Below are 21198 nucleotides of genomic sequence, written 5' to 3'. Positions count from 1 at the left end.
TAGATTATTGTCTTAGACCAATAGATAATTTTTCGTTTAATACATTTAGAATTGAAGTCATTGTACTAGTTATATCTTCATCTTCCATTGTTTTCTCATCATTTTGTAAAACAAATCTAATTGTTAAACTTTCACTGTCACCTAATTTCTCATCATTATAAATATCAATTAAATTAAATTGTTTAATATTTGTATTATTTAAAGAATTAATTGCTTTTTTAATTTCTTTGTATTCCATAGATTTTGGAGTAATAATAGTTAAATCTTTTTTTGATGACTGAAATTTTGAATATGCATTTGTTTTTATTATATCATTAGAAATTGCTTCAAAATCAACTTGAGCAATAAATGTATCATTTAAATCAAAATCAGTACAAACACTTGGATGTAACTTGCAAATATAACCAACTACCTTTCCATCAATAATTATATTTGCATTTTGAAATGGATGAATAAATGAGTTATCTATTTGAGTCATTGCTTCTAAATCAAATTTACCAATTGTATTTAATATTTTTTTAGAAAAAGCAAAGAAATCAATATTTTTAGGTTTACCAGCATTTGATACATCTTCAGATTCTGCATTTCCTGTTTGAATAAATGATATTTTTTTACTCTCATTTCTATTTTCATCAAAAATAGTTCCAATTTCAAAAAATGCTGTTGATCTAGCTCCAACTTTGAAATTATTTGCACAAGCTTCTACTAAATTCAAAAGCATAGTAGTTCTATATGTATTTAACTCTTTTACAATTGGATTAATAAGTTCTAAGTCATCTTTAACAGTTTTAAATCCATATTTTTGTAGATTTTCTTTTGATGAAAATACGTAAGTTAAAGTTTCATAAAAACCATTTTCAATTGCTTTGAATCTTAATTTATTTTTTTTGATCAAGTCATTTGATGTTTTATTTACTCTATTAACTTCGTCAATTTGTAAAGGTTTTGAAATGATATTATCTATTCCAATTATTCTTACAATTTCTTCAGTTATATCAGCAACGTTTTTAATATCGTGTCTATAGTATGGAATTTTTATTACTAATACATTATCCAGTGTATCTTTAACTTCAAATCCTAAAGATGTAAGTATTTTTTCAATATCAATTTTTGGAATTTCTTGTCCAATTATTGCATTGATTTTTCTTACACTAACATCTAAAGTTAATTTTTCACTATCTTCTATAAATGATTCATTACCTCTATAAATTGAAGCTCCATATTTTGAAACTAAATTAGAAAAATAATTTGCTCCAAATTCAATATCTGGTTCACTACCTCTTGAAGCTTTATAATAAACTTCTCCTGTTTTTATTTTTGTTTCAAAAACTTTTTTTGATATATATTCAGGATTAATATAAGAAGCTTCAAGAATAAAATTTGTATCATCTGGATTAATGTCTTTATGCTCAACACAGATTTTACTTAATTGTTCAATTCCATAAACATTATCAAAACCTTGCTCATCTTTTTTGATTTTTAAAATACTTAAATTATTTCCTTGAATTGTTTTCTCTTTTGAATAAGCATTTAAAATTACACCAATTGCATGAGTAGCATATGTTAGAACATTTTTTACATCATTCCCTTCTTGGTATTTACCTAATATTGAAGTTCTTAATTTATGTAAAACAGGAAATTTAAAATTTGCAAAATTTACAGCTTTAAATAATAAAGAAGATTTGATATTGCTATCGCATTCAACTTCTAAAACTTGACCAATTCCCAAATCATTATGTTTTAATTGTTTTTCACATTCAATTAATGGAATATTATAATATGCACTTAATTCTCTTGCAATTCCGTAAATACTTAGACAATCACCTCTATTTGCAGTTAATTCAACTTCGATTATTTCATCATTTAATTTTGAATATTCTTTTAATTCTTTACCAAGTATTAATTTACCAATTGAATCATCAAGTTCTAAAATTCCATCATTTAGTTTTGCAAGTCCAAGTTCTGTTGATGAACAAATCATACCATTTGATTCAACACCTCTTAATTTTGCAGCTTTAATTATAAAATCATTTCCTAAATCACAACCAACAACAGCAACAGGAACAAGTTGACCTGCATCTACATTCTTTGCACCACAAACTATTTGAACAGTACTCTCTCCAATATCTACTTGACAAATATTTAATTTATCGGCATCTGGATGTTTAACTTTTTCTAAAACTTTTCCAACAACAACTTTAGGTGCAATTGACAATTTTTCAACGCTATCAACTTCAAGCCCTATTGAGTTTAATGTTTTACAAATCTCATCTGTTGAAATTTTTGAAATATCAATAAATTCTTCTAACCAAGTTCTAGTAATTATCATTTGAATTGTCCTAATAGTCTTGTATCACTTTCAAATAGTGATCTTAAATCTCCAATATTATGAATAAGCATAGCAAATCTTTCAACACCTAATCCAAAAGCATATCCTGATTTGTTTTCATAACCAACCGCTTTAAATACATTCTCATCAACAATACCACAACCTAAAACTTCAAGCCATCCTGTTTGTGAACAAACTCTACATCCATCACCTTTACAGAATACGCAAGAAATATCAACTTCAGCTGAAGGTTCAGTGAATGGGAAAAATGAAGGTCTGAATCTTACTTCAACATCACCAAACATATGTTGTAAAAACTCAACTAATACGTGTTTTAAATTAGCAAATGAAACTTTGTCTGCTTCATCAACAACAAGTGCTTCAATTTGGTGAAACATAGGAGTATGAGTAATATCAAAATCTCTTCTAAAAACAGTTCCTGGAGCTATCATTCTAATAGGTGTATTTTGAGTTAACATCGTTCTAATTTGAACAGGAGAGGTATGAGTTCTCAATAAGGTATAGTCTTTGTTGTAAAAAGTATCTTGCATATCACGAGCAGGGTGATATTTAGGAAGATTTAGTGCTTCAAAATTATGAAAATCATCTTCAACTAATGGACCTTCTTCAACTGCAAAATTAAGATTTTGAAAATATCTAATAATTCTATCCATTGTTTCAACTACAGGATGTGTAGCTCCACAAGACATTTCATTGTTAAATCTAGTTACATCAATTTTTTCAGCTTCTAATTTTTTATTTAAAGCCTCTTTTTCTAAAATCTCTTTTTTTGCTTCAATTGCATCTGTGATTATAGTTTTTTGTGTATTTAGATTTTCAGCAAATGCTTTTTTCTCTTCATTTGGAACACTTTTCATTTTTGCAAATTCTAAAGTTAAAACACCTTTTTTACCTAAAGTATCAATTCTTAAGTTTTCTAACTCTTCAAGTGATGCTGCATTGGTTATTTTTTCAATCCACTGTGTCACTTTTTTCTCCCTAAATTTTTCTATAATTAATTTTAATAGATTATTTTTATTGTGTATTTTTGGGATTATACTTAAAGATTTATTAGAGTTTGGTTATAATATTTTACTATTTAATTTCAAGGAAAAATAATGTGTATATTCTGTAAAATTGTAAAAGGTGAGATTCCAAATCAAACTATTTTAGAAGATGAAAACTTTTTAGCTTTTAATGATATTAATCCAACAAGAAAAATCCATGTTTTAATTATTCCAAAAGAGCATTATGATTCATTTGATGTGATGCCACCAAAAGTAATGGCTTCAATGACTGAGTTTATTCAAAAAGTTGCATCAAAATTAGATGTAAGACAAAGTGGCTATAGATTAATTACAAATATTGGAGATGATGGGGGACAAGAAGTACATCATTTACATTTTCATTTGATTGGTGGAGAACCAGTTGGAAGATTAGTTAGATAAGAAGAAGTTTCTACTTCTTTCTTACTAATTAAAAATAGTAGAACTTATTTTTCTAGAAAAGAACCTAAATTCATAATTTTCTCATATTTTTTTTCATATCTTTGAGCAGGAGTTAATTTTTTTAATTCATCTAAAGATGTTAAAAAATAATCTTTTAATGCTTTAATTGCTTCATCTTTTTTTCTATGAGCACCAATTAATGGTTCATTTATAACATCATCAATTAGTTTCAATTCTTTTAAGTTTTCAGCAGTAATTTTTAGTGCATTAGCTGCTGTTTCAACTTTTGTTGGATCATTCCATAAAATAGCACTACAACCTTCAGGTGAAATAACAGCATAAACAGAGTATCTCATCATCGCTAATTTATCTGCAACTGAAATAGCCAAAGCTCCACCTGAACCACCTTCTCCAATAACAATAGAAACAGTAGGAGTTGTTAGGTCTGCAAATTCATATAAATTTCTTGCAATTGCTTCAGATTGATTTCTTTCTTCAGCTCCAATTCCTGGATATGCACCTGGAGTGTCAACTAACATTAGGATTGGAATTTGAAATTTATCTGCCATTTTTGCAGCTCTTAAAGCTTTTCTATATCCTTCTGGACTTGGCATTCCAAAATTTCTATAAAGTTTGTCTTTTGTTCCTCTACCTTTTTGCTCTCCAATTACTAATACTTTTTGAGTACCAATAAATCCTAAATAGCATACTATTGCGTGATCATCAACATAGTGTCTATCACCATGAATTTCATATGCATTTGTAAGTAGACCATTTATATAATCTAATGCGTATGGTCTATCTGGGTGTCTAGCTAACTGAAGTTTTTGATAATCACTTAAATTTTTAAAAGTTTTTTCAACTTCTTTCTCAAGTTTTTTTTCTAAAATTTCAACAGCGTGTTCATCTGCTTTAGTTTTAGCAATTATAATATCATCTTCAATTTTTTTGATTTTATCTTCGAATTCTAAGTAAGCTGCCAATGTATTTCCCTTTTAAAAAAAAAGAGCTAATAATATATTAGCTCTTTTATCTTAGGTTTATTTTTTAATTATTTTGTATATTTTCTGAATATTACAGAACCGTTAGTTCCACCAAAACCAAAATTATTACTCATAACAGTAGTTAATTCAGCTTTTCTTGCGACATTTGCAACATAGTCTAAATCACATTCTGGATCTTGATTTTCAATATTTATTGTTGGAGGAATAATTCCTTCATTTAAAGCTTTAATAGTAAAGATTGCTTCAATTGCACCTGCTGCACCTAAACAATGTCCAATTTGACCTTTTGTAGAAGATACTAATGGAACATCTTTACCTTCAAATAGTGCTTTAATAGCTTTTGTTTCATTTTTATCACCAACTGGAGTTGAAGTTCCATGGGCATTGATATAATCAATCTTAGGATATTCACCAGTGATGTTTTTTGCCATTTCAAATGCTGCTTCCATAGCTCTTAATGGACCATCCATAACAGGAGCTGTAATATGATTTGCATCACCTGATTCACCAAATCCAATAATTTCAGCATAAATGTTAGCTCCACGTGCTAGTGCTAATTCTAAGTCTTCAACAACAAGCGCTCCTGCCCCTTCTCCCATAACAAATCCATCTCTATCAATGTCAAATGGTCTTGATGATTTTTTAGGATCATCATTTCTTGTAGATAATGCCTTCATCGCTGCAAATCCTGCAACTCCTGCACCACAAATTGCTGATTCTGCACCAACAACTAAAATCCTATCTGCTCCACCAATCATAATAGTTTTTACAGCATCATTCAATGCATGAGTAGACGCAGCACAAGCAGTTACGTGAGCTAAAGAAGGTCCTCTTAAATTATGTTCAATAGAAATAAATCCACTTAACATATTTGCTAAAGATGAAGGAATAAAGAAAGGAGAAACTTTTCTTGATCCTTTTGTTTCACAAACAACAGAATTTCTTTCAATAGTTGATAAACCACCAATTCCTGAACCTGAAATAATTCCAAATCTATCAGCAATTGATCCATCAACTTTTTTATTATCAGCAGTTACATAACCTGAATCTATCATAGCTTCATGCGCTGCTTTAATACCTAACTGAATAAATCTATCAGCTTTTTTTACTTCTTTTTTATCCATAACTGTCGTAGGATCAAAATCTTTTACTTCTCCAGCAATTTTTACAGAAAAATCACTTGCATCAAATAGTGTTATAGTATCAATACCACAAACACCATTTACAACAGCTTCAAAAGAATCTTTTACGTTATGTCCTGTAGAATTAATAGTACCAATACCCGTTACAACAACTCTTCTCATTAAATATGCTCCATGTTTTTATTATTTGAATTATTCAATTTTTGTATAAAAAAACTCAATAGTTGAAATTAATAAATAGAAGAAATTACTCTTCTATTTAATTTTATAAATTACGCGTTATTTTCAATATAGTTAATAGCGTCTGCAACTGTTAAGATTTTTTCTGCATCTTCATCAGGGATTTCGATATCAAATTTTTCTTCTAAAGCCATAACTAATTCAACTACGTCTAAAGAGTCTGCACCTAAATCTTCAATGAATTTTGAATCTTCTTTTACTTCTGCTGGATCGCAATCTAATTGCTCTATAACTACTTCTTTTACATCATCTAATAATGCCATATTTATTTCCTTTTATAAAATTATTCTTGTATTATAACAAAAAAGTTTTTAAAAACTCTTTTAAATTTAATTTTTTAATTCCAATTAAGAAATTAAACGTACAGTCCACCATTAACTTTTAATATTTCACCTGTAATATATGATGAGTGATCACTTAATAAAAAGGCTACTGCATCGGCTATTTCTGAAGGATTTCCGAATCTTGAAAGAGGAATATTTTTTTCATATTCAGCTTTTACTTCAGCTTTTAATTCATGTGTCATATCTGTTTGAATGAATCCAGGAGTTACAGCGTTATATCTAATTCCTCTTGAAGCTGCTTCTTTTGCGAATGATTTTGTCATTGCATTTAATCCACCTTTAGAAGCTGAATAGTTAGTTTGACCTGCATTTCCCATTTCTCCAACAATTGAAGAAATATTTACAACAGCACCAAATCTTTTTTTACTCATTACTTTTAACGCTTCTTTACAACCAATAAATCCTGATGTTAAGTTTGCACTAATAACATCGTTAAAATCGGCTACACTCATTCTTAAAGCTAATTTATCTTTTGTAATTCCAGCATTATTAACTAAATAAGCTAATTCACCATCTGCGTCTACAATTGTTTTAATTGCAGCAGCAAACTCTTCTTCATTTGTAACATCAGCTTTAATAATTGCAGCTTTTCCACCAGCTGTTTCGATTTCTTCTTTGATTTTCTCAGCAGCTTCAGCGCCACTTCTATAATTTATCCAAACTTTTAATCCAAATCCTGCAAGAGTCTTTGCAATTTCTGCTCCAATACCTCTACTTGCACCTGTAACTAATACATTAGAACCTGTAAATTTCATTTTTATCCTTTTAATTGTACATTAATTGTTTATTATATCAACACTTTAATAAAAATTATCAATATTCTTAAACGCCTCTTTTATTATCCCAAACTCTTATATGTAATCTATCGCAATATTTAAAACCATTTTCAATTGACATATTTATTACATCTTCACAATTTTTGTTTATTTGTTCAGCTGTATCACCAAGTGGCATAAGATAAACATCGCATTTTGGAATTAATGAAAGTATCTCATTTATTTCTTTTTTTGCATCATTTAAAAAGTCTTTTCCAATTACAAATTTTAAGTAAGACTCTTTTGTATTATTTAAAATTGTATTTAGTGTGTTTATATTAATTCTTTTTTTTATGGGTTCAAGAGAATTACTTAATTTTACACTCATAGAAAATAGAAGTTCTTTTTGATACTCTTTGTCTATATTCAGATTTAATGAAGCATTTGTTTCAATAGTAACCTTATGCCCAGCATTTATATAATGCTCTAATAATTTTTGAAACTCTTCTTTATTCCAATATAATAATGGTTCACCACCTGTAATTACAATATCAATTTTATAGTTATATGGATATATAGAAATTAACTTATCAACTTCATTTACTATTTCTTCATAAGATTTGTATTTAGTCCATGTATCTTTGAATTCAGTATCAACAGCATAATATGTATCACAAGCACATTTTTTTACACCACTTGGAGTTTCATATTCTACTGCGAAACCTTCACACTTAAAATTACATTTTCCAAATCTTATAAATACAGATGGAGATCCAACTAATTTTCCTTCACCTTGAATAGTTGGACCAAATATTTCATTTATTTCAAGCATAAAAAGTACTTTTACTTTTTGGTGTTTCTAAAAATTCTACATGTGAAACTTTTATACCTAATTTATCCATTTTCTTTTGAACAATTTTTAAAAACCAAGCTGAAAGATTTTCACTTGTAGGAACGAAATCTACTATTATATATCCTTCATATAATTCTTTTATATGAATTTCTTCATTAGAAAATTTTGTTAAATTAACTAATGAATATCCTTCTTCAAATTTAATCAATTCATTTTTATCTATATGAGGAAGTAAGGTTGAAAATAAAGGATCATTTATATCTAAAATAAATTTATGATCTAAAACATCATCAATAAATTGTTTAAACCAATTTAGATGTTTAAAATCTGTTACCATTCCATCTTTTAGTTCACTAGCTTCTAAATAAACTAAAATTTTTCCTTGATGTCCATGTAAATGTCTACATTTTAAACATCCATCTAGAGAAAATTCTGTATTTAATGTTTGTGACCATACTCTGTGTCCATAACAAAAGTCAAACTCTTTTGAAATCTTCCAATACATTTATAAAGCCTTATATTTAATTGGGTCAATTTGATTTGCTAATTTAAATCCATTTAGTCTTAATCTGCATGAATCACAAATTCCACAAGCTTCATCTTCTTCTTTATAACATGACCATGTATGCTCAAGTGGGACATTAAGTTTCATAGCTTCTTGAACAATTTGTGCTTTTGATAAATGAACTAAAGGTGTTAATATATCAATATGAGTATCTTTCTTAGTTCCTTGATTAATAGCTTTTTTCATATCAGCTATAAACTCATCTGTACAATCTGGATATCCTGAACTATCTTCTTGAACAACTCCTATATACATAGCAGTTGCTCCTTCTTTCTCAGCAATTGCTGCTGTGATTGAAAGAAAAATACCATTTCTAAATGGTACATAAGTTATTGGAACTCCTGCTTCAACTCCACCTGTTGGAACATCTATTGTTTTATCAGTTAATGCACTAGCACCAATTTGTGTAAAAAATGGAATATCAATTTCATATTTTTCTAAAATTTCCAAATCATCACAAATATCTCTAAATGCTTTTAATTCTCTATCTTGTGTTCTTTGTCCATAGTTAAAATGAACTGCAATGATTTCATAACCATCGTTTTTTGCTATGTATGAAGCTAAAGTAGAGTCCATTCCTCCACTTAAAATACATATTGCTTTTCTAGTAGATTTGCTACTCATGTGTATAAAAGTCCTTTTCTTTTGTGCTTAAAAATTTCCAATTTATTGGTAAAATTTTTACTAATCTTTCTTTTTCTATTCTTTCTACTTCATCATCTAAAATAATCATTGAATTACATAAAGATAAAACTGATACCATTCCTGGCGATCTATTTGGTGAAATACTAAAATATTCTCCATCAAACATTCCAGGAATTACAGTAACTCTTCCTTTTTTTGTTTTAAATGTTTGATCTATTTTTCCTAAAATATAGTTTTGATATATTTCATTTGAAGCAAGTAATTTTTGAATTATTAGTTTTCCAAATAATTCAAAAATCAAAGCTGAGGCTAGTGGATTTCCTGGTAAATTTAAAATATATGTATTTTTAATTTTTCCAAAAATTGTTGGTTTTCCTGGTTTTATTTGGATTCCATCAAATAGTATTTTAAAATCAAGTTCGTTAAATGCTTCTCTTGTAAAATCTGCATCTCCAACTGAAACGCCACCTGATGTAATTATCAAATCAGCATCTAAAGAGTTTTCAACTAATTCTTTAATAGCCTCAATTGAATCTTTTGCTTGACCTATAAATCTTACATCACAACCTAGTTCTTTTGCTCGCGCTATAAATGTTGGTGTATTTGAATTATAAATTTGATGATCTTCTATTTTTTCATAATGTAATTTTAATTCTTCTCCACTTGAAAATACAACAATTTTTGGTTTTTTAAATACTTTTATATGTGAAATACCTTGTGAACTTAGAAGTGTAATTTTAGAAAAATTTATCTCTTCACCTATATTTATTAAAATATCATCTTTTTTAATATCTTCGCCAATATATCTTATATGTTGAAATTCTTTAGCATTTTGTGTTATTTTTATTTTATTATCATTAAGTTCTTGTATATCTTCTATTGGAATAATTGCACTTGTATTTTCAGGAACTCTAGCTCCTGTCATTATTTTTATACAAGTGTTTTCCTCTAATATTTTTTTGTTATCATCCCCTGCAAAAATTGTATCGATAATTTTTAATTCATTATCTTTATTTCCATAGATTATTGCATAACCATCCATTGCTGAGTTATTGAATTTTGGTAAAAAACTATTTGCAATTACTTCTTGGGCACATATTCTTGTTAGTGCATTTTCTATCGGTATGATTTCGAAATTTGTATTAATATTTAGATTTGAAATTATATCTATAGCTTTTTGTACTGAAATAGCCATATTATTCCTTTTTTTAGTTAAAATAAAAACTTATGACAAGTTAGATATAATACCAAAATTTTTTAAAAGTGAGATAAACAAATATGGAACTAATGCAAAGTGCGGTGCAAACCCACGTTTATACAATATATTTTTTCTTAGCAATTATGTTATTTAATTTATATTCTGTTACAAGAGAGAGAAATTTTATTGTTTTAGCAAAAAGATTAAAATTTATGACACCTTTATACCATTTAACAAATGCTATAGTTATTTACACAGGAACAATAGTTGCTTTTTATGCGCAAACTTTTAGTTTTACAATTGCTTTAATGATTCCTGCATCAATTTTTTTATTGGTTATTGAAATAAAAAGATTTAAAAAGATGAGAGTTATTAAGCATGATCAACTTCAACTTCAAAATGATTTTTTTGCATATTCTAGAAAAATCTATACAATTGAGATATCTGTAATTATTGCTGTTTATATTATTTCTAAGGTATTTTAATGCAGTTTACTTATGATGAATTTTGTGGTGGTAACATTTTAGAAATAAAAGATGAAGTATATAATTACCTAATAAAAGCTAGACGACATAAAATTGATGATGAGATTTATTTTAGAAATTTAAAAGACAACAATATTTATTTATATAGACTAAATAATATTGATAAGAAAAAAGCTTTGCTTGATTTAATTTCAAGTGAAGAAAAAGTTGTTTTAAATCAAAAGAGTTTACATTTAGCTTGGTGTGTAGTTGATCCTAAAACCATTGAAAAATATATTACATCTCTAAATGAGATGGGAGTTGATAAAATCACTTTTATTTATAGTGATTATTCTCAAAAGAATTTTAAAGTAAATATTGAGAAATTAGAAAAAATTTTAATAAATTCTTCATGCCAGTGTGGAAGATCAAATATTATAAAACTAGATGTTTGTAAGAACATTGAAACATTTATAAAAGAAAATCCTGATACATATTTTTTAGACTTTTCAAATGTCTCTATAAATGAAAAATGTGATGAGATTAAAACTTTAGTTATTGGTTGTGAAGGTGGTTTCTCAGCTAAAGAAAGAGAAAAATTTAATAAAGAAAATATTGTTGGATTTAATTCTAGTTTGATTTTACGATCTGAAACTGCAATTATATCAGCTGGCTCAAAAATACTTCTATAATCTTTTCTACTATTTGTATTTGCATAAAAAAAGGATAGATTAAAAATCTACCCTTTTTCTACTAATTTTATTATAAAGAAATGTTCTTAGTGAACATCTCTCCATTTACTTGCTTTCCATAAGAATCCGAAGATTGCAAAGATTACCATATAAATTAAGAATTTAGGTCCTAACTCTTCTCTCTCTGCTTTTTTAGATTCACCAATTTCTTCTAAATAAGTAATAGCTTGAGCTTGAGATTCTTCATTTAATCCAACTCTAGGCATTGCTGTACCTTCAAGGTGTTTTTGAGGATTATTAATAAATGTTTCTAAATATTCATGTCCTCTTGATTTAATATATTGAGATAAATCTGGAGGTAATTTACCCATATAACCTTTGATATCATTAGGTGATGTAAATGCAGCCATTGAGCCACCTTTCATATCAGCATATTTAATACCATGACATCTTTGACAAGCATCAGCATATACTTCTTTGTTTGTCATTTCTTTTGGAGCAATAGATTTTAAATATGCAACCATATCTGCAATCTCTTGAGGTTGCATCCAGTTATATGAAGGCATTGGATGAACTTTTCCATCTACAAATTTATGAGCAACTTTAGATGCACTTGCTGGGTCTTTAATAAATGCAGCTAAATAAGTTGCATCATATAATTTACCAGCAGATCCTAAATCAGGAGGTGTAACACCATATGCAGCACCTGAACTAGCGTTATCCATAAGTTGTGGAAAACCTTTTGATTCGATTGAGTGACAAGCAGTACAGTTAGCTGTAACTAATACTTCACCATTTGTTGCATCACCTTGTAATGCAGTAACATCTTCAACATCTTTTTTAACATCTGCAAATGTGAAATCAGCAGCTTCAACTTGAGGATGCATTTGGTGATGAGCGTATGGCTCAACACCCCAGTAAGTAATTAGCGTTAAAGCTACTACTACTGCTAGTATTTTTAATTCTCTCATAGTGATCCCCTTTTCTTAGCGTCAATTTTAGTAACAATTGGTAATACAAGGAATAATAAGATAAATGCAAGTGCTGCAAAGAATCCAACCCATGCATTAGCTCCTGTTGGAGGTAATTTACCATAAACAGTTAATATAATTAAGTCTGCCATCAATATCCAGAACCAAATAAAGAATACTGGTCTTTTATGCGCAGGTAAAATTTTAGGATCTCTATCTAACCATGGTAATACTAAGAAGATACCATTTGCAAATGCAAATGCAATTAATCCGATATCAAATGCTTTAAATCCAGCAATATCAAAGAAGAAACCTCTTAATACTTCATATGACCATAAGAAATACCACTCAGGATAAATATGAGCAGGTGTAACCATACTATCAGCAGGATCGAAGTTAACTGGATCCATTGCAAAATTATAATGGAAGAATACTAAGTAGAAATAGAATATTAAGAAAACACCTAATACAGCTAAATCTTTAGAAATAAATACAGGCCAGAAAGGAATAACTTTTGACTCTTTTTTATTTCCAGCTAAATATTTTTCAGCTTCTTCATCAAAATCAAATTCTTCAGAAGTTTGATTATTAACGTGAGGAATTCTTAATGTATAGAAGTGAACACCTATAATACCCATGATTGTGATTGGTAATAAGAATACGTGTAACATAAAGAATCTAGTTAAAGTAGCATCAGCAACGTTAAAGTCACCTCTAATCCATACAACTAAAGCATCTCCAATAACAGGAACTCCACCAAATAAGTTAGTAATAACCATTGCAGCCCAGTAAGACATTTGTCCCCATGGTAACATATATCCAGAGAATCCAGCAGCTGAGAATGTCATAAATAATAACATACCTGAAATCCAAATCATTTCTCTTCCTTGTTTATAAGAACCATAGTAGATACCTGTAAACATGTGAATATAAATAATTAAGAATACAACAGAAGCTGCAACACCATGCATATGTCTAAATAACCAACCAAATGCAACTTCTTGCATAATTGTATAGTTAACTGAATCAAATGCTAAGTTAATATCTGGTTTGTAGTACATCATTAAGAAAATACCAGAAATTATTAAAATACCAAAAGTAGTAGCAAGTAATACACCCATTGCCCATAAGAAGTTAATATCTTTTGGAATCCAATATTCAGTCATCATTACTTTGTTGAAAGTAGTTAGATTTAATCTTTGGTCTAACCACTCACCAACAGAGTTAGCTTTTTCAAATTTTGCCATTCATTACTCCTTATGCCATCATCGCAGCAGCGATATCTTTGTATTCTGGACCTTCGTTTCCTAAAACGATTGTAGTTCCTTTTACTTCAAATGGAGGCAAGTCAAGTGGTCTTGGAGGTGGTCCAAATGTTTGTTTACCACTAGCATTGAACTCTCCACCATGACATGCACATTTCCACGTATCTTTTTTCCATGCAGGAATACATCCTAAGTGAGTACATAGACCAATAGCAACAGTAAATCTATCTTCACCGATTTTTAAATCTCTAGTTGAATTCTCCATTTCTGCAGTTTTTTTAAGTATAAAAATAGGTTTCCCTCTCCATACGAAAGTTTCTGGAGTTCCTGCTTTCACAGTACTTAAATCAATCTCAGTAAATCCACCAGCAAGAACGCTTGGAAGTGGATCCCAAGCTTGTTTCATACCAACAAGCGACGCAGCACCACCCACTGCAGCAACTGCAGCAAATGAATAACCAATAAAATCTCGTCTATTTGTTTCTTTAGACATATTTGGCTTCCTTTTTTTTAATTTTAGAATTTGGTAATTATAATACTAAAATACTTAAATTGTATTGACCTATGTCATAATTAGGATGTTTTTTGATTAATATGTGAGAATAAATGATACAGTTACTGCTCTATGGGTAGTTTAATTTGAACTAATAAAATTATTAGAGAATCTTATGATTCTCTAATAAATTTTACAATTTCAGCTTCGATATCTTTTTTATCAATAACTAAAGAGTGGTTGATTTTAGAATGAAATAAATCTTTTATACTTTGAGGTAAAGTTGCATCATATTTTGATGAAATTTCTTCTAAAGCTTCTTTATCAGAGTACTTTGTATCATTTTCATTAAGTGCATTTAATACTGTAGGTGAGAATTTTGTCCATTCAGCAGTTGAATAAATAACTGTCTTTAGATTTTTTTCTCTTAGTGTATTATACGCTTTTATACAAGTTGCAGTATGTGGGTCCATTAAGTAACCAATATCTAAAAATTCTTTGATTGTATTTGTTCCAAAAGTATCATCAGAATCAACTGCTGAAAAATATTTTTGAAGATTTTTTGTTTCGTTTTCACTCATTTGAAAAATATTATTTTTATTTAAGTCTTCCATTAACTCTTTTGTTCTTTGTGCTCCACAAAGAGAAAAAATAACTCTTTCAATGTTTGAAGATTTTAGAATATCCATTGCAGGGGACTTTGTAAGCTTTAATGCTTTATCTCTGATATCATAGATACCTGTATTTATCCATTGTGTTAAGATATTATTTTCATTTGATGCTACTAATAGTTTTTCTATTGGTACACCCATTTCTTGTGCGTAGAATCCACCCAAAACATTTCCAAAGTTACCACTTGGAACAACTAGATAGATTTTGTCACCATTTGCAATTTCATTTTCTTTTAAAAGTTGAATATATGACCAGAAGTGATAAATAATCTGAAATATAATTCTTCCAAAATTTACAGAATTTGCAGCACTTAATTTAATATTATCTTTTTTTAATTCATCTTTAAAAGTTTGAGAAGCTAATAGTTGTTTTAATGCATTTTGAGCATCATCAAAATTACCTTTTATTCCAAGTACTTTTAAGTTTTTACCATCTTCACAAACCATTTGAAGTCTTTGAACATCACTTGTTCCACCATCTGGATATAAGCAAGCCACTTGAATATTCTCTTTATTTTTAAAAGTATTAAGTGCTGCTGGTCCTGTATCCCCTGAAGTTGCAGCTAATATTAAATATTTTTCATTTCTAGCTTTTGCGATTGAAGAAAGAATCGAACCAAAAGGTTGTAATGCCATATCTTTAAAAGCACGTGTAGGACCATGATATTGCTCATGTACAAATAAATCTTTTTTAACTTTTATAACAGGACATGGATTTGCTGGATTATCAAAATTATCATATAAGGCTAATGCTTTATTGATTTCAGATTCATCAATATCTATTTCAAAAGCTTTTAAAATATCATAAGCTAGCTCTTTATATGAAGAGTTAACATGATTTTGTAAAAAATTCTCTTCAAGTTTTGGTAAATATGCAGGAACATATAATCCACCAAATGATGTACTTGGATTTAGAATAGCTTCACTAAATGGTACTTCAATTGGTTTAATACCATCATTTCCTCTTGTTTCTATAAAATTCATTTTATTTCCCTTTTTAGTCGTTTAATAATTTATCCATATCTATATCATTATTTGGATTGTCACGTCTTACGAATTGAGTTCCAATTCCATCACTTGTAAATAACTCAAGTAATATTGAGTGTTCAACACGTCCATCAATAATGTGTGCTTTATTAACACCATTATAAATTGCATCAATACATGAATCAACTTTTGGAATCATTCCACCTGCAATTGTTCCATCATTTTTATATGCTTCAACACTTTCTTTATCTAAAGAAGTAATAAGCTTTCCATTTTTGTCCAACACTCCAATAGTATCTGTTAAAAATAGAACTTTTTGAGCTCCAATGGCAGCTGCAATTTCACAAGCTGCTACATCTGCATTAATATTAAAACCTGGATGATTTGGTTCAGCACTATCAGCAATTGGTGCAATTACAGGAATAAATCCTTCTTTGATTAAGTTTTTTATCATTTCACCTTTTACTTTTGTGATTTCACCTGTGTATCCAAATCTTCCACCATCTTTAGGAATAGCATTTATAATAGCAGAGTCTTTTCCTGAAATACCAATAGCTTTTGCTCCATGATGATTTAATAAAGATGTAATATTTTTATTAATTTCACCACTTAATACCATTTCAACAACTCTCATACTTTCTTCACAAGTAACTCTGTGTCCATCTACAAAACTTGATGGAATTTCAAGTTTTGTTAGAAGTTCAGTGATTCTTGAACCACCACCATGAACAATTACAGGTTTAATTCCAAGAAGTGAAAGAAAAACGATATCTTGTGCAAATTTTTCTTTTAAATCAGGGCTTGTTTGAGCTGATCCTCCATATTTGATCACAATTATTTTTCCGAAAAACTTTTTAATATATGGAATTGCGTCAAGTAAGGTTTGAACTTTTTGATGTTTTGTTTGCATATAAACTATCCTAAGTGTTTTTTGAGTCATGATTATATCTAAAAGAATCTTATTAATTTAATAAAAAATAATTAATCTAAAGAAATATAGTAAGTTATAATTGTTACTTTAGTATCATTAGTTTATGAAAAAATACTTAGCCCTAAAAGCCAGTGCAGGAAGTGGAAAAACTTTTGCACTAACAGTTCGATACATATCTTTGTTGTTACTTGGTGCAAAACCAAATGAGATTTTAACTCTTACATTTACAAATAAAGCCGCAAATGAAATGAGTGAAAGAATCTATAAAACTCTTCTTACTTTAGGAGATGATGAAGCATATCTAAATGCAATAGTAGAACAATCAGGTTTATCAAAAAAAGAGATTCTTGGAAGAAAAGCATTTTTAGTAAAATCTTTTTCAAATGCAAGCTTATCTATTTTTACCATTGATAAATTTATAAATAAAATTCTTAGAGAGTTTTGTGGATATATTGGTGTTTCAGATGATTTTGAAATTAAAGAAGATGATATTGAAACTTTGAGTATGAAGTTTTTACAATCTTTGGATTCAAAACAATTTGAAGCATTAATTGATTTTTCCCATTATGAAAAAAAGAAGTTCAACTCTATCTTTGATTTATTTAAAAACCTACTTGAGAAAAATGAAACAATTGATATTTTAAATATAGATGCAAAATTAATTGATTTACAAAAAGATATGGTCTTACAAAATGCTTTTAAAATCAAAGAGGCTATTTTGAATTGTAGTGTTGCTAGTAATAGTGCAATAAAAGCAGTTGATTTTGAGAAGTTTGACGATTTATTTGGCCGAACATGGCTTGAAAAAGATAGTTTATCTGATTATTCATATTTTAAAAAATGTGCTAATGAAACAATAGAGTCTTATTTTTCTATTTTGAAAGAGCAAATTGCAATTTATTATAAATTAAGAGCTGGTTACAGTTTAAGTAAGTTATTTGAGCTATATTTGATGTTTAAAGATTTTAAATTCTCATTTAATAAAAATAAAAACTATTTAGAGTTTAATGATATTTCAAATTTAGTTTACGAATTATTATCAACAAAAATTGATAAAGAGTTTTTATATTTTAGATTAGATTCTCAATTTTCACATATTTTAATGGATGAGTTTCAAGATACTTCACTTTTACAATATAAGATTTTAGAGCCATTAATAAAAGAGATTCTTTCAGGTGATGAGACTAAATTTAAAACATTTTTTTATGTGGGTGATACAAAACAATCAATCTATAGATTTAGAGGTGGTAAAAGAGAACTTTTTGATTATGTTGCAAATACAAATAAACTTCTTGAAGTTGAAGTATTAAATACAAATTATCGTTCTTGTGAAAATATTATCTCTTATGTAAATTCACTTTTTCTAAAACTATCAAATTATGAATATTTTGAACAAGAATCAATAGCAAAAGATGGATATATAGAAGTAATAGAAGATAGTGCTTTTGATGAAGATGAGAAGTTTGTAAATGTGGCTTCTAAAATTGCAGCACTTTTGCAAGAGGGTGTAAATTCAAATGATATTGCAATATTAACCTATACTAATGCTGATGTTTTAAATTTATATTACTATTTAAAACAAAAATTTCCATCTTTGAAAATCACAACAGAGATGACATCAAAACTAATAAATCAACAAAATGTAAAAGCAATAATAAATGCTATTAAATATATCTATTTTAAAGAAGATATTTATAAAGAAAATTTAAATGCACTTATTGGAAAACCTATTTTAAATGAGTTGGATTTATTGTTTTCTTTAGAAGAAAAATCTATTCAAGAATTAATTCGTGAAATAGCAAGTAATCTAAAAATAATCGATGAAAATATAATTAAACTTATTGAGGTTAGTTCAGGTTTTAATAATATCGTTGATTTCGTTTATGAAATAGATAAATTAGATGCAAATATGGTAAATAGTGAATCTATTGGTCTTCAAATACTTACTATTTTTAAATCAAAGGGATTGGAGTTTAATACTGTAATTTTACTTGATAGAATAAAAAGAAAAAATGTAGATAAATCATCACTTTTATTTGAATATGATAGTGTAGAATTAAAAAATATTTTTTACAAAATTAAAGGTTATGAAAACTATAACAAAGATTATGAAAAAGCCCTAGCAAAAGAAAAAGCTCTAAGTATAGAAGATGAAATAAATATTTTATATGTGGCACTAACAAGGGCTAAAAATAATATGATTATATTTAAAAAAATCAAATCTTCGGTTTTTGATATTTTAAATATGAGCCCTTGTAAAATTGGAAATATAATACAAAGTATTAATATTTCAAAAAACTATGACAAGATTGAAAAGATTGTTTATACACCTTTAAATCTAGGAACACAAGATAAACAACTTGCAAATGAAAAAGAATTAGATGAAAATCATCTTCATGCTAAATATTTTGGAATCACTACTCACTATTGTTTAGAAATGATGGATGAGTTTACCATTGATTGTTTGGAATATACTTTAAAATTAGCAATTAGTAGATATTCAAATTATTTAAATGAAGTTGATTTTATTGATATTAAAAATAGAATTTCAATGTTGATTAAAAATAATGATTTTATTTCTATTATAAATGATTCAGAATTTATTACAGAACAATCTTTAATATATAAAGAAGAGATAAAGATTATTGATTTACTTTTATTTAAAAATGATACATATTATATTATAGATTATAAAACAACAAAAGATAGATTACCAGAGCATATAGCTCAAGTTTCTTTTTATAAAAAAGCTATAAAAGATATTTTTAGCACAAATGAAGTAAAAGCTTATTTAGTTTATTTACATTCAAATGAGAGTTTTATTCAAGAAATTTAAATAAAATATCGAATAGAAGCAAAAGCATATGCTTTTGTTTTTTCTATTTGTTTTATTTGCTCATCATTTATAATTCCACCAAGTGCAATAATATTAACATCTTTATATGTATCTATTGCTTCTTGTAATTTTAAAATTCCTTTTGGTTCACCTTTATTTGGTGTTTGAAATATGGGAGAAAATGTAAGGGTATCACACTTTAAGCTTTTTGCTTTTTCTATATCTTCAAAACTATGACATGAGATAATTACATTTAGGTTTAAATCTTTTGCAATTTTGATTTTATCAAATTGTGTTGAGTTTAAATGAACACCTGTAGCTTTTAATTTAGAAGCTAGTTTATAATCTGTATTTAATAAAATTTCTTTTATAGTAAATTCTTTACAAGTCATTATAAATATCTTTGCTAAGTCTTCATAATTATCAGATGTTTTATCTCTAAAACATGCTATATCTACTTTTTTATTTTCTAAAATATTTCTTAGATTCTTTTCAAACAATCCTATGTCATTTGTATAATATTTGGGATCAGTGATTAAATAGTGTTTTAATTTGTAATTCATGTGATTTCATTTTCCTATGTAATAGACAATAAAAAAGGGAAATAAGTAAAACTTATTTCCCTTTTTATTTTTGTAAGAATTCTTTAGAGTTCTTAGTGCTCTTCGTGTTCCATCATAACCGATCCAGCGATATAAACATAAGTTAATATACTGAAAATAAACGCTTGTAAGAAACCAAACGCAGTTAATAAGAAAAATCCAGGAAGAGGTAATAACCAAGGTACTAACATTAAAAGTACCATAAGGAACATATCATCCCCTCTAATTGAACCAAAAAGTCTGAATGATAATGAAATAATTCTTGATATATGAGAAATTATTTCAATTGGGAACATTAAAGGAGCAAGAATTGGCATTGGTCCCATAAAGTGTTTGAAATAGTTTACAAAACCATTTTTTTGAATACCAACATAATTATAATAAACAAATACAATTAATGCTAATGATAAAGTAAAGTTGATATTACTAGTTGGAGCTTCAAAACCAGGAATAACCCCAATCATATTACTAACAAAAATAACTATAGCTAATGACGCGATTAACGGCATATAAACTCTAGCATTTTTTTCACCCATTGTATCAGCACCCATTGTAATGATACCGCCAACAAATGTTTCCATTACATTTTGAGCCCCAGTTGGAACTAATTGTAATTTTCTAGTTGCTGCTCTTGCTATTAAGAAAATAATTCCAATAACTAAAACATAGTGTGATAGGATTATCCACTCTTGTCCGTGACCACCGATAGTTCCTAAGAATGTAAACAGTCTTCCTTCCATTTTCTTCCTTTATTTTTGTTTCT

21 protein-coding genes are annotated in these 21198 nt (G+C 27.9%); 4 read left to right on the top strand and 17 right to left on the bottom strand.

The window, feature by feature from the left end:
- Positions 1-4: 4 nt before the first annotated feature.
- Positions 5-2329: a phenylalanine--tRNA ligase subunit beta gene (gene pheT, locus AACT_RS13590; RefSeq protein WP_172127751.1), complete on the bottom strand. Its 2325-nt coding sequence runs from the start codon at positions 2327-2329 to the stop codon at positions 5-7.
- Positions 2326-3318, bottom strand: coding sequence for a phenylalanine--tRNA ligase subunit alpha (pheS, locus tag AACT_RS13585; RefSeq protein ID WP_172127749.1), 993 nt, complete (start codon positions 3316-3318; stop codon positions 2326-2328). Before pheS ends, pheT begins: the two co-directional genes overlap by 4 nt.
- Positions 3319-3447: 129 nt before the next feature.
- Here pheS and AACT_RS13580 point away from each other — a divergent pair, with 129 nt between their 5' ends.
- Positions 3448-3777 carry a histidine triad nucleotide-binding protein gene (locus AACT_RS13580; protein WP_172127747.1) on the top strand — a complete coding sequence of 110 codons (330 nt, stop codon included), beginning with the start codon at positions 3448-3450 and terminating at the stop codon, positions 3775-3777.
- 44 nt (positions 3778-3821) lie between these two features.
- Here the strand turns inward: AACT_RS13580 and accA are convergent, their stop codons facing one another.
- From accA to AACT_RS13540, 8 genes are all read right to left on the bottom strand, one after another.
- Complete coding sequence (gene accA / locus AACT_RS13575; RefSeq protein WP_172127745.1) at positions 3822-4760, bottom strand: acetyl-CoA carboxylase carboxyl transferase subunit alpha; 939 nt, start codon at positions 4758-4760, stop codon at positions 3822-3824.
- 68 nt (positions 4761-4828) lie between these two features.
- Positions 4829-6085, bottom strand: a complete 1257-nt coding sequence (locus AACT_RS13570) for a beta-ketoacyl-ACP synthase II (protein ID WP_172127743.1) — start codon at positions 6083-6085, stop codon at positions 4829-4831.
- Positions 6086-6195: 110 nt separating this feature from the next.
- Positions 6196-6426 (bottom strand): acyl carrier protein, encoded by a 231-nt coding sequence (gene acpP / locus AACT_RS13565; protein ID WP_128359949.1) that lies wholly within the window; start codon positions 6424-6426, stop codon positions 6196-6198.
- Between the two features lie 92 nt (positions 6427-6518).
- Positions 6519-7262, bottom strand: a complete 744-nt coding sequence (gene fabG / locus AACT_RS13560) for a 3-oxoacyl-ACP reductase FabG (RefSeq protein WP_172127741.1) — start codon at positions 7260-7262, stop codon at positions 6519-6521.
- A gap of 67 nt (positions 7263-7329) precedes the next feature.
- Positions 7330-8094: a 7-carboxy-7-deazaguanine synthase QueE gene (locus AACT_RS13555; RefSeq protein WP_172127739.1), complete on the bottom strand. Its 765-nt coding sequence runs from the start codon at positions 8092-8094 to the stop codon at positions 7330-7332.
- On the bottom strand, positions 8087-8620 hold the full coding sequence (locus tag AACT_RS13550) for a 6-carboxytetrahydropterin synthase (protein ID WP_172127737.1): 534 nt from the start codon (positions 8618-8620) through the stop codon (positions 8087-8089). The genes AACT_RS13555 and AACT_RS13550 overlap by 8 nt, the downstream gene beginning before the upstream one ends.
- Positions 8621-9304: a 7-cyano-7-deazaguanine synthase QueC gene (gene queC, locus AACT_RS13545; RefSeq protein WP_172127735.1), complete on the bottom strand. Its 684-nt coding sequence runs from the start codon at positions 9302-9304 to the stop codon at positions 8621-8623.
- On the bottom strand, positions 9297-10520 hold the full coding sequence (locus AACT_RS13540) for a molybdopterin molybdotransferase MoeA (protein ID WP_172127733.1): 1224 nt from the start codon (positions 10518-10520) through the stop codon (positions 9297-9299). The genes queC and AACT_RS13540 overlap by 8 nt, the downstream gene beginning before the upstream one ends.
- An 83-nt stretch (positions 10521-10603) precedes the next feature.
- Here AACT_RS13540 and AACT_RS13535 point away from each other — a divergent pair, with 83 nt between their 5' ends.
- Positions 10604-11008 (top strand): hypothetical protein, encoded by a 405-nt coding sequence (locus AACT_RS13535; RefSeq protein ID WP_172127731.1) that lies wholly within the window; start codon positions 10604-10606, stop codon positions 11006-11008.
- Positions 11008-11679 (top strand): 16S rRNA (uracil(1498)-N(3))-methyltransferase, encoded by a 672-nt coding sequence (locus tag AACT_RS13530; protein WP_172127729.1) that lies wholly within the window; start codon positions 11008-11010, stop codon positions 11677-11679. Before AACT_RS13535 ends, AACT_RS13530 begins: the two co-directional genes overlap by 1 nt.
- Positions 11680-11765: 86 nt before the next feature.
- Here the strand turns inward: AACT_RS13530 and AACT_RS13525 are convergent, their stop codons facing one another.
- From AACT_RS13525 to argB, 5 genes are all read right to left on the bottom strand, one after another.
- Positions 11766-12650, bottom strand: a complete 885-nt coding sequence (locus AACT_RS13525; RefSeq protein WP_172127727.1) for a c-type cytochrome — start codon at positions 12648-12650, stop codon at positions 11766-11768.
- Positions 12647-13897 (bottom strand): cytochrome b, encoded by a 1251-nt coding sequence (locus AACT_RS13520; RefSeq protein ID WP_172127725.1) that lies wholly within the window; start codon positions 13895-13897, stop codon positions 12647-12649. The genes AACT_RS13525 and AACT_RS13520 overlap by 4 nt, the downstream gene beginning before the upstream one ends.
- A 10-nt stretch (positions 13898-13907) precedes the next feature.
- Positions 13908-14408 carry a Rieske 2Fe-2S domain-containing protein gene (locus AACT_RS13515; RefSeq protein ID WP_172127723.1) on the bottom strand — a complete coding sequence of 167 codons (501 nt, stop codon included), beginning with the start codon at positions 14406-14408 and terminating at the stop codon, positions 13908-13910.
- Positions 14409-14581: 173 nt separating this feature from the next.
- A complete protein-coding gene (thrC, locus tag AACT_RS13510; RefSeq protein ID WP_172127721.1) occupies positions 14582-16063 on the bottom strand; it encodes a threonine synthase in 1482 nt (493 codons plus the stop codon).
- Positions 16064-16076: 13 nt separating this feature from the next.
- Positions 16077-16976, bottom strand: coding sequence for an acetylglutamate kinase (argB, locus tag AACT_RS13505; protein ID WP_172127719.1), 900 nt, complete (start codon positions 16974-16976; stop codon positions 16077-16079).
- 124 nt (positions 16977-17100) lie between these two features.
- Between argB and AACT_RS13500 the strand changes: the two genes are divergently transcribed.
- Complete coding sequence (locus AACT_RS13500; protein ID WP_172127717.1) at positions 17101-19833, top strand: RecB-like helicase; 2733 nt, start codon at positions 17101-17103, stop codon at positions 19831-19833.
- Here AACT_RS13500 and AACT_RS13495 read toward each other — a convergent pair.
- Both AACT_RS13495 and AACT_RS13490 read right to left on the bottom strand, forming a co-directional pair.
- Positions 19830-20396: a thiamine phosphate synthase gene (locus tag AACT_RS13495; protein ID WP_172127715.1), complete on the bottom strand. Its 567-nt coding sequence runs from the start codon at positions 20394-20396 to the stop codon at positions 19830-19832. The two genes, AACT_RS13500 and AACT_RS13495, sit on opposite strands and share 4 nt — an antisense overlap.
- 92 nt (positions 20397-20488) lie before the next feature.
- Positions 20489-21175, bottom strand: a complete 687-nt coding sequence (locus AACT_RS13490; RefSeq protein ID WP_172127713.1) for a F0F1 ATP synthase subunit A — start codon at positions 21173-21175, stop codon at positions 20489-20491.
- Between the last annotated feature and the right edge of the window lie 23 nt (positions 21176-21198).

It is taken from the genome of Arcobacter acticola (assembly GCF_013177675.1).
In the GTDB taxonomy this organism is placed as follows: domain Bacteria; phylum Campylobacterota; class Campylobacteria; order Campylobacterales; family Arcobacteraceae; genus Aliarcobacter; species Aliarcobacter acticola.
This window is presented reverse-complemented; position numbering and strand designations above follow the sequence as displayed.

Excerpts from the sequence above, each read along its gene's own strand:
- pheT (WP_172127751.1), bottom strand. The coding sequence starts at position 2,329 with ATGATAATTACTAGAACTTGGTTAGAAGAATTTATTGATATTTCAAAA.
- AACT_RS13580 (WP_172127747.1), top strand. The coding sequence starts at position 3,448 with ATGTGTATATTCTGTAAAATTGTAAAAGGTGAGATTCCAAATCAAACT.
- AACT_RS13570 (WP_172127743.1), bottom strand. The coding sequence starts at position 6,085 with ATGAGAAGAGTTGTTGTAACGGGTATTGGTACTATTAATTCTACAGGA.
- acpP (WP_128359949.1), bottom strand. The coding sequence starts at position 6,426 with ATGGCATTATTAGATGATGTAAAAGAAGTAGTTATAGAGCAATTAGAT.
- fabG (WP_172127741.1), bottom strand. The coding sequence starts at position 7,262 with ATGAAATTTACAGGTTCTAATGTATTAGTTACAGGTGCAAGTAGAGGT.
- AACT_RS13555 (WP_172127739.1), bottom strand. The coding sequence starts at position 8,094 with ATGCTTGAAATAAATGAAATATTTGGTCCAACTATTCAAGGTGAAGGA.
- AACT_RS13550 (WP_172127737.1), bottom strand. The coding sequence starts at position 8,620 with ATGTATTGGAAGATTTCAAAAGAGTTTGACTTTTGTTATGGACACAGA.
- queC (WP_172127735.1), bottom strand. The coding sequence starts at position 9,304 with ATGAGTAGCAAATCTACTAGAAAAGCAATATGTATTTTAAGTGGAGGA.
- AACT_RS13540 (WP_172127733.1), bottom strand. The coding sequence starts at position 10,520 with ATGGCTATTTCAGTACAAAAAGCTATAGATATAATTTCAAATCTAAAT.
- AACT_RS13535 (WP_172127731.1), top strand. The coding sequence starts at position 10,604 with ATGGAACTAATGCAAAGTGCGGTGCAAACCCACGTTTATACAATATAT.
- AACT_RS13530 (WP_172127729.1), top strand. The coding sequence starts at position 11,008 with ATGCAGTTTACTTATGATGAATTTTGTGGTGGTAACATTTTAGAAATA.
- AACT_RS13525 (WP_172127727.1), bottom strand. The coding sequence starts at position 12,650 with ATGAGAGAATTAAAAATACTAGCAGTAGTAGTAGCTTTAACGCTAATT.
- AACT_RS13520 (WP_172127725.1), bottom strand. The coding sequence starts at position 13,897 with ATGGCAAAATTTGAAAAAGCTAACTCTGTTGGTGAGTGGTTAGACCAA.
- AACT_RS13515 (WP_172127723.1), bottom strand. The coding sequence starts at position 14,408 with ATGTCTAAAGAAACAAATAGACGAGATTTTATTGGTTATTCATTTGCT.
- thrC (WP_172127721.1), bottom strand. The coding sequence starts at position 16,063 with ATGAATTTTATAGAAACAAGAGGAAATGATGGTATTAAACCAATTGAA.
- argB (WP_172127719.1), bottom strand. The coding sequence starts at position 16,976 with ATGCAAACAAAACATCAAAAAGTTCAAACCTTACTTGACGCAATTCCA.
- AACT_RS13500 (WP_172127717.1), top strand. The coding sequence starts at position 17,101 with ATGAAAAAATACTTAGCCCTAAAAGCCAGTGCAGGAAGTGGAAAAACT.
- AACT_RS13495 (WP_172127715.1), bottom strand. The coding sequence starts at position 20,396 with ATGAATTACAAATTAAAACACTATTTAATCACTGATCCCAAATATTAT.
- AACT_RS13490 (WP_172127713.1), bottom strand. The coding sequence starts at position 21,175 with ATGGAAGGAAGACTGTTTACATTCTTAGGAACTATCGGTGGTCACGGA.